General features: G+C 67.4%; 5 protein-coding genes and 2 pseudogenes. 2 read left to right on the forward strand and 5 right to left on the reverse strand.

Annotated features, from left to right (window positions below; genetic code table 11):
* A pseudogene (locus G3N93_RS41800) lies at window positions 1-126 on the reverse strand (two-component system response regulator); the annotation flags it as partial.
* 21 nt (window positions 127-147) lie between these two features.
* On the opposite strand from G3N93_RS41800, the gene G3N93_RS31820 reads away from it, so the two are divergent.
* Both G3N93_RS31820 and G3N93_RS31825 read left to right on the forward strand, forming a co-directional pair.
* Window positions 148-516 (forward strand): SDR family oxidoreductase, encoded by a 369-nt coding sequence (locus G3N93_RS31820; protein ID WP_307873438.1) that lies wholly within the window; start codon window positions 148-150, stop codon window positions 514-516.
* A gap of 58 nt (window positions 517-574) precedes the next feature.
* Entirely contained in the window at window positions 575-1,483 is a 909-nt protein-coding gene (locus tag G3N93_RS31825; protein WP_206134740.1) for an NAD(P)-dependent oxidoreductase, read from the forward strand.
* Between the two features lie 97 nt (window positions 1,484-1,580).
* On the opposite strand, the gene G3N93_RS31830 is transcribed toward G3N93_RS31825, so the two are convergent.
* The 4 genes and pseudogenes from G3N93_RS31830 to G3N93_RS31845 form a co-directional block, all read right to left on the reverse strand.
* Window positions 1,581-3,446, reverse strand: a complete 1,866-nt coding sequence (locus G3N93_RS31830; RefSeq protein ID WP_206134741.1) for a phosphoenolpyruvate carboxykinase (GTP) — start codon at window positions 3,444-3,446, stop codon at window positions 1,581-1,583.
* Between the two features lie 525 nt (window positions 3,447-3,971).
* Window positions 3,972-4,748: a glucose 1-dehydrogenase gene (locus G3N93_RS31835; protein WP_174940934.1), complete on the reverse strand. Its 777-nt coding sequence runs from the start codon at window positions 4,746-4,748 to the stop codon at window positions 3,972-3,974.
* 107 nt (window positions 4,749-4,855) lie between these two features.
* On the reverse strand, window positions 4,856-5,611 hold the full coding sequence (locus tag G3N93_RS31840) for an SDR family NAD(P)-dependent oxidoreductase (RefSeq protein WP_206134742.1): 756 nt from the start codon (window positions 5,609-5,611) through the stop codon (window positions 4,856-4,858).
* A gap of 9 nt (window positions 5,612-5,620) precedes the next feature.
* Window positions 5,621-6,358, reverse strand: a pseudogene (locus G3N93_RS31845) (SDR family NAD(P)-dependent oxidoreductase); the annotation flags it as partial.
* Window positions 6,359-6,363 lie beyond the last annotated feature (5 nt).

Consider the following 6,363-nt stretch of genomic DNA (forward strand, 5'->3'; position numbering starts at 1 on the left):
GCGCACGAGTTCGGCGGCGGTCTGGTCGCCGAGCATCCAGTCGAGGATGTAGCCGTCGAAATCCTCGACTTCCAGTGCCTTGCGGAACGCCGCGCCGTCGAAGTACGGAATCGCGTTCACGCCTTTCGCCCGATTCCGCACTCGTCTGTGTACGCATCGTTCAAGGCTGCGCTGACGGGTTTCCCGAAAGGCCTTTCCCTCGCACTCGGGCCGGCCGGCATTCGCGTAAACCAGATCGCTCCCGAAACCACCGAGACGCCGCAGGTGCCCGTCAGCGCGATGGTCGCGGCCGAGCATCGCGAGCACATCCCGCGCTGGATCCCGCTCGGGCGCTTCGGCGCGGCCGGCGATATCGCGGGCGCCGCGCTGTTCCTCGCGAGCCCGCTCGCCGCGTGGGTCACCGGCACGACGCTGCATGTCGACGGCGGCGCGCTCGCGGCGGCCGGCTGGTATCGCGACCCGAACGGCTTCTGGACCAACATGCCCGTCGTCACGGGCAACGGCTTCAACTTCTGAGCGGCACCGCTCGCCTGTTCATTTCACGCGGCGCGGATGCGCCGCTACCGGAGACACCATGAAGATCCTGATCGTCGGCGGCACCGGCCTCATCGGCGGCCATGCCGCGCTGCACCTGCACGCGCAAGGCAACCATGTCACGCTCGCCGCGCGCAAGCCGCCCGCGCCCGGCAGCGCGCTCGCCCAGTTCGACGTGCTGCTGCGCGACTACGTGGCCGGCAACTTCACGCGCGACGATCTCGCGGCGTTCGATGCAGTGGTGTTCGCCGCCGGCAACGACATCCGCCACTTGCCGCCCGGCACCGACGAAGCCGCGCACTGGGAACGCGCGAACGTCGACGCCGTGCCGCGCTTTTTCGCGCTGGCGCGCGACGCGGGCGTGAAGCGCGCGGTGCTGGTGGGCAGCTTCTATCCGCAGGTCGCGCCGGCGCTCGTCGACACGGTGCCGTACGTACGCTCGCGCCATCTCGCCGACGAACGCGTGCGTGCGCTCGCGACGCCGTCGTTCGCCGTCTGCAGCGTCAATGCGCCGTTCGTCGTCGGATCGGTGCCGGGGCTGCGCAACGAGATGTTTGCGGCGTACACCGGCTATGCGCAGGGCCAGTTCGCGGGGCTGCCGGTGTTCGGGCCGGCCGGCGGCAGCAACTTCATCTCGACGCAATCGCTGTCGGAAGCGATCTGGGGGGCGCTGCAGCGCGGCGAAGCGGGCAAGGCCTACCTCGTCGGCGACGAGAACCTCAGCTTCGCCGACTACTTCGCGGCCTTCTTCCGTGCGGCCGGCAATCCGCAGGACGTGCCGTCGCTCGACCAGGAGCATCCGCTGCTGCCCGACATGGCGATCTACACGGGGCGCGGCAACGTCGTGTCGTACGAGCCCGATCCGGCCGACAGCGCGCTGCTGCGCTACCGGCGCGGCGACGTGCAGCGCGCGGTGGACGAAGTCGTCGCGCATTGCCGCGCGCAATAAGCGAACGGCGCGTGCATGGCGCCGATGCAAAAACGTCCCGCCGCCGGCGATGCATGCCGGCGGCGGGACGTCAGGACAACTCGGTCGATGCGGACCGTCAGGCGCCGATGCGCTGCTCGATCTTCTTCATCGTATCGGTCATTTCGACCGGCAGGCGCAGCTTCAGCGTATCGAACAGCGCTGCATGCAGCTTCAGCTCCTCGCGCCATTCGTCGGCGTTCATCGACGTCACCGCATCGAACTGCTCGCGCGTGAAATCGAGGCCGTCCCAGTGCAGGTCTTCATACGCCGGCGACACGCCGAACGCATGCTCGCCGCCACCGCCCGTGCCTTCGAGGCGATCGAGCATCCACTTCAGCACGCGCATGTTCTCGCCGAAGCCCGGCCACACGAACTTGCCGTTCGCATCCTTGCGGAACCAGTTCACGCAATAGATCTTCGGCAGTTTCGCGCCCGCGCCTTCGAGCTGCTTGCCGAGTTTGAGCCAGTGCGCGAAATAATCGCTGACGTTGTAGCCGCAGAACGGCAGCATCGCGAACGGATCGCGGCGCACGATGCCCTGCTGGCCAACTGCCGCAGCAGTCGTCTCCGAGCCCATCGTTGCGGCCATGTACACGCCTTCGACCCAGTCGCGCGCCTCGGTCACGAGCGGCACGGTCGTCGAACGGCGGCCGCCGAAGATGAATGCGTCGATCGGCACGCCGGCCGGGTTCTCCCAGTCGCCGTCGATCGACGGGCACTGCGCGGCCGGCGCCGTGAAGCGCGAATTCGGATGCGCGGCCTTGCGGCCCGTTTCCTTGCCGATTTCCGGCGTCCACGGGTTGCCCTGCCAGTCGGTCAGCTTCGCGGGCGGCGTGTCGGTCAGCCCTTCCCACCATACGTCGCCGTCTTCCGTCAGCGCGACGTTCGTGAAGATCACGTTTTCGGTGAGCGTCGAAATCGCGTTCGGGTTGGTCTTCACGCCGGTGCCCGGTGCGACGCCGAAGAAGCCGGCTTCCGGGTTGATCGCATACAGTCGGCCGTCGCGGCCCGGTTTCAGCCATGCGATGTCGTCGCCGATCGTCGTGACCTTCCAGCCGTTGAAGCCCTGCGGCGGAATCAGCATCGCGAAGTTGGTCTTGCCGCATGCGGACGGGAACGCAGCCGCGACGTGATACTTCTTGCCGGCCGGCGACGTCACGCCGAGGATCAGCATGTGTTCGGCGAGCCAACCCTGGTCGCGGCCCATCGTCGACGCGATACGCAGCGCGAAACACTTCTTGCCGAGCAGCGCGTTGCCGCCGTAGCCCGAGCCGAAGCTCCAGATTTCGCGTGTTTCGGGGAAATGCACGATGTACTTGACCGGGTTGCACGGCCACGGCACGTCCTGCTGGCCGGCTTCGAGCGGATGGCCGACGCTGTGCACGCACGGCACGAACTCACCGTCCTCGCCGAGCACGTCATATACCTCGCGGCCCATGCGCGTCATGATCCGCATGTTCACGGCGACGTACGGGCTGTCGGACAGTTCGACGCCGACGTGCGCGATCGGCGAGCCGAGCGGGCCCATCGAAAACGGCACGACATACAGCGTGCGGCCGCGCATCGAGCCGCGGAACAGGCCGTTGAGCGTCTCGCGCATTTCGGCGGGTTCGATCCAGTTGTTGGTCGGGCCGACGTCATCGCGCGAGGCCGCGCAGATGAACGTGCGATCCTCGACGCGCGCGACGTCGGACGGATCGGATTGCGCGAGATACGAATTCGGGCGCTTCGCCGGGTTCAGGCGCGTGAGCGTGCCCTGGTCGACCATCGCCTGGCACAGCGCGTCGTTTTCTTCCTGCGAACCGTCACACCACACGACGCGCTCGGGCTCCGTGAGCGCCGCGATGCGCGACACCCAGTCGATCAGCTTGCGATGTTTGACGAAAGCCGGTGGAGCGATCAGCGGGCCGTGTGTTGCTTCGGCCAAAGTGTTTTGCGACATGAGGATGTCTCCAGATTATTGGGCGGGGATGGGGGTTGCGGGGCGAGCCCGCGAGATGGGGGATGCGATTGGAGCGCAGGGTGCGGCGGCACGCAAGGCGGGACGCGCGAGCGGAGCGCGCGTCGATGCCGCGATGCATGCGAGAGAAGGTGATGTCTCTTTAGTAATTGCGAACGCGAGTTTCGCCATACAAGCAACCTGCCGTACAACTCCATGACGGCCAGCATACCATCGCCGTTATTCGGCAAACGTTGCGTTGCAACAAGAAACAACTATGTCGGCGAGCCGGCACGCCGGTTGCCTGTGCGTGCTTTTTACAGCGCCATTGCGTGCGCTTTGGGGACAAAACGGCCGGGACGGCCGTCCGGCAAGGGTTTCGCGGAAGCGGCAAATCCGGCGCGCCGCTCCCGCGTGGGGCCAGCGCGAACGCGGGCCGGGTGAATTCACGTTTTCGCTACTCAGGCAAACCCTGAATTAGGTTGCGTACACAAACATCTGACGTGAGCGTGTCGCAAGCACCCCTGCTCAAAACGGTGCGCCAGGCAATCCGGGGTAATACGCGCCTGCCGCCATCCCGCCGTCGACGGCCAGCTCGGCGCCGTTGCAGTACGACGCTTCGTCGCTCGCGAGGAACAGCGTCGCACGCGCGATTTCGTCGGGCAGGCCGACGCGTTGCAGCGGCACGTTCGCATAGTGCTTGTTGATTTCCTCGAGCGGCGCGCCGGTCGGGTTCGACATCGCGGTGTTCACGCCGCCCGGATGGATCGAATTCACGCGCACGCCCTGGTGGCCGAGTTCGAGCGCCGCGACCTTCGTCAGCCCGCGCACGCCCCACTTGCTCGACACGTACGCGGCCAGCGCATTCACGCCGCGCAGCCCGTCCACCGACGAGATGTTGACGATCGACCCGCTCTTCTGCGCGATCATGTGCGGCGCGATGGTCCGGATTCCGACGAACGTCCCGACGAGGTTGATCGACACCGCGCGCTCGAAATCGCGTTTCGACAGTTCGGTGATACCGCCGAACGTCAGCACGGCTGCATTGTTGACCAGTACGTCGATACGGCCGAACTGCTCCATCGTCGCGTCGGTCACGCGCACCCAGCTCGCTTCGTCGGCGACGTCGAGCCGCATGAAGCGCGCCGCGTCGCCCAGCTCGCGCGCGAGCGCTTCGCCTTCCGCGTCGAGCACGTCGCCGATCACGACGCGCGCACCCTCCTCGACGAACAGCCTGCACGTCGCCGCGCCCATGCCACGCGCACCACCCGTGACGATCGCTACCTTTCCTTCCAGTCGACCCATGTCGTCCTCTCTTCGATTCCGGTTTGCCGGCTGCCGCGCGCATGCGGGCGTGCTTGCCGGTTCATGATTGGCACGCGGCCAGCGCCGCGCGCCGTTGGCCCCCGCCGTCAGCCCCAGTAAGCCTGCCCGCCGTCGAGCGGCAGCGTCGCGCCCGTCAGGTACGCGGCATCGCGGCTCGCCAGGAACACGATCGCGCGCCCGATGTCCTGCTCGCAGTCGCCGACGCGGCCGAGCGGAATCGTGCGGAAGAACGCGGCGGCTTCCTGCGGATTCGCATCGACCCAGCCTTTCAGGCCCGGCGACAACGCATGCGGCGCGACCGCGTTCACACGGATGCCGTCCGCACCCCATTCGCAGGCCGCCGCGCGCGTCAACGCACGAATCGCCTCCTTGGTCGCCGCATACGCGCCATAGCCGGACGCGTCCCAGCGCACCGCGGCCGACGAAGCGAAATTGACGATCACGCCGTCACCCTTCAGATGCGGATGGCACGCGCGCATCATCCGCAGCGTCGCGATCGGCCCCGATTCGAGCCCCGCCATGAAATCCGCGTCGGTCACGTCGAGCAGGCGGCCGAGTGGCACGACCTGCGCGTTGTTGATCAGGATCTGCACGCCACCGAACCGCGCGACGACGCTGTCGACGCATTGCTCGATCTGCGTAGCGTCCATTACGTCGCACACGAACGGTTCAGCTACACCGCCGCGCGCGCGGATCGCCTCGCAAGTCGCGAGCAGCTTGTCGCGGGTACGGCCGACCACCGCGACGTGCGCGCCTTCCGCGGCGAGCGCCTGTGCGACGCCCTGGCCGACGCCCTGCCCCGCGCCCGTCACGAGCGCGACCTTGCCTTTCAGGATGCCCATGTGCGCTCCTCAGGCGACGATCGCCGGATGCGCCTGCACGGGCCCGCCGAGCAGTTCGCGATACGACGGCGGCTGCTTGCCGTCGAGATCGGCGATGCCGTACTGCAGCGCGGCTTCCGCGCCGACGAGCACCTGCCCCGACAGCGCCATGCGCTGCGGATCGCCGTGGATCGCATGAATCACGCGGCCGGTGAATTCGGGGCTTTCCGCGACGAGCGAGAATTCCTTGTACAGATCCGGGTGTTCTTCCCACACGCGCGTCGTGCGCTCGGTGCGCAGCGGGCCCATCCAGATCGACACGGCCGCGACGTCGAACGGCTTCAGATCGACGGCCATGTCCTTCGCGAACTTGTCGACGCCGGATTTCTGCGCGCCGTAGGCGGCGCCGTGCATGTAGCAGCTCGCGCCAAACGACGACGTGAACGCGATCAGCCCGCTGCGACGCTGCGCCATCAGGCGCGCCGCGTGCCAGCTCGCGACATAGGCCGAGCGCAGCCCGACGTCGAGGATGTTGACGAGATCGAGCGACTTCTCCCAGAACGGGCCCGGCAGGATCAGCTGATCGTGCAGGTAAGTCGCGTTGTTGACGAGAATGTCGAGCCGCCCGCTTTCGCGTTCGACGCGCTCGAACAGCGCCTTCACCTGCGCGTCGTCCGCGTGGTCGCAGGCCACCGCGATCCCGCGGCCGCCGAGCGCGTCGATCTCGCGTGCGGTCTCGTGGATCGTGCCGGGCAGCGGCGCATCGCCTTAGC

Source organism: Burkholderia sp. Se-20378 (assembly GCF_017104665.1).
Lineage (GTDB): Bacteria > Pseudomonadota > Gammaproteobacteria > Burkholderiales > Burkholderiaceae > Burkholderia > Burkholderia lata.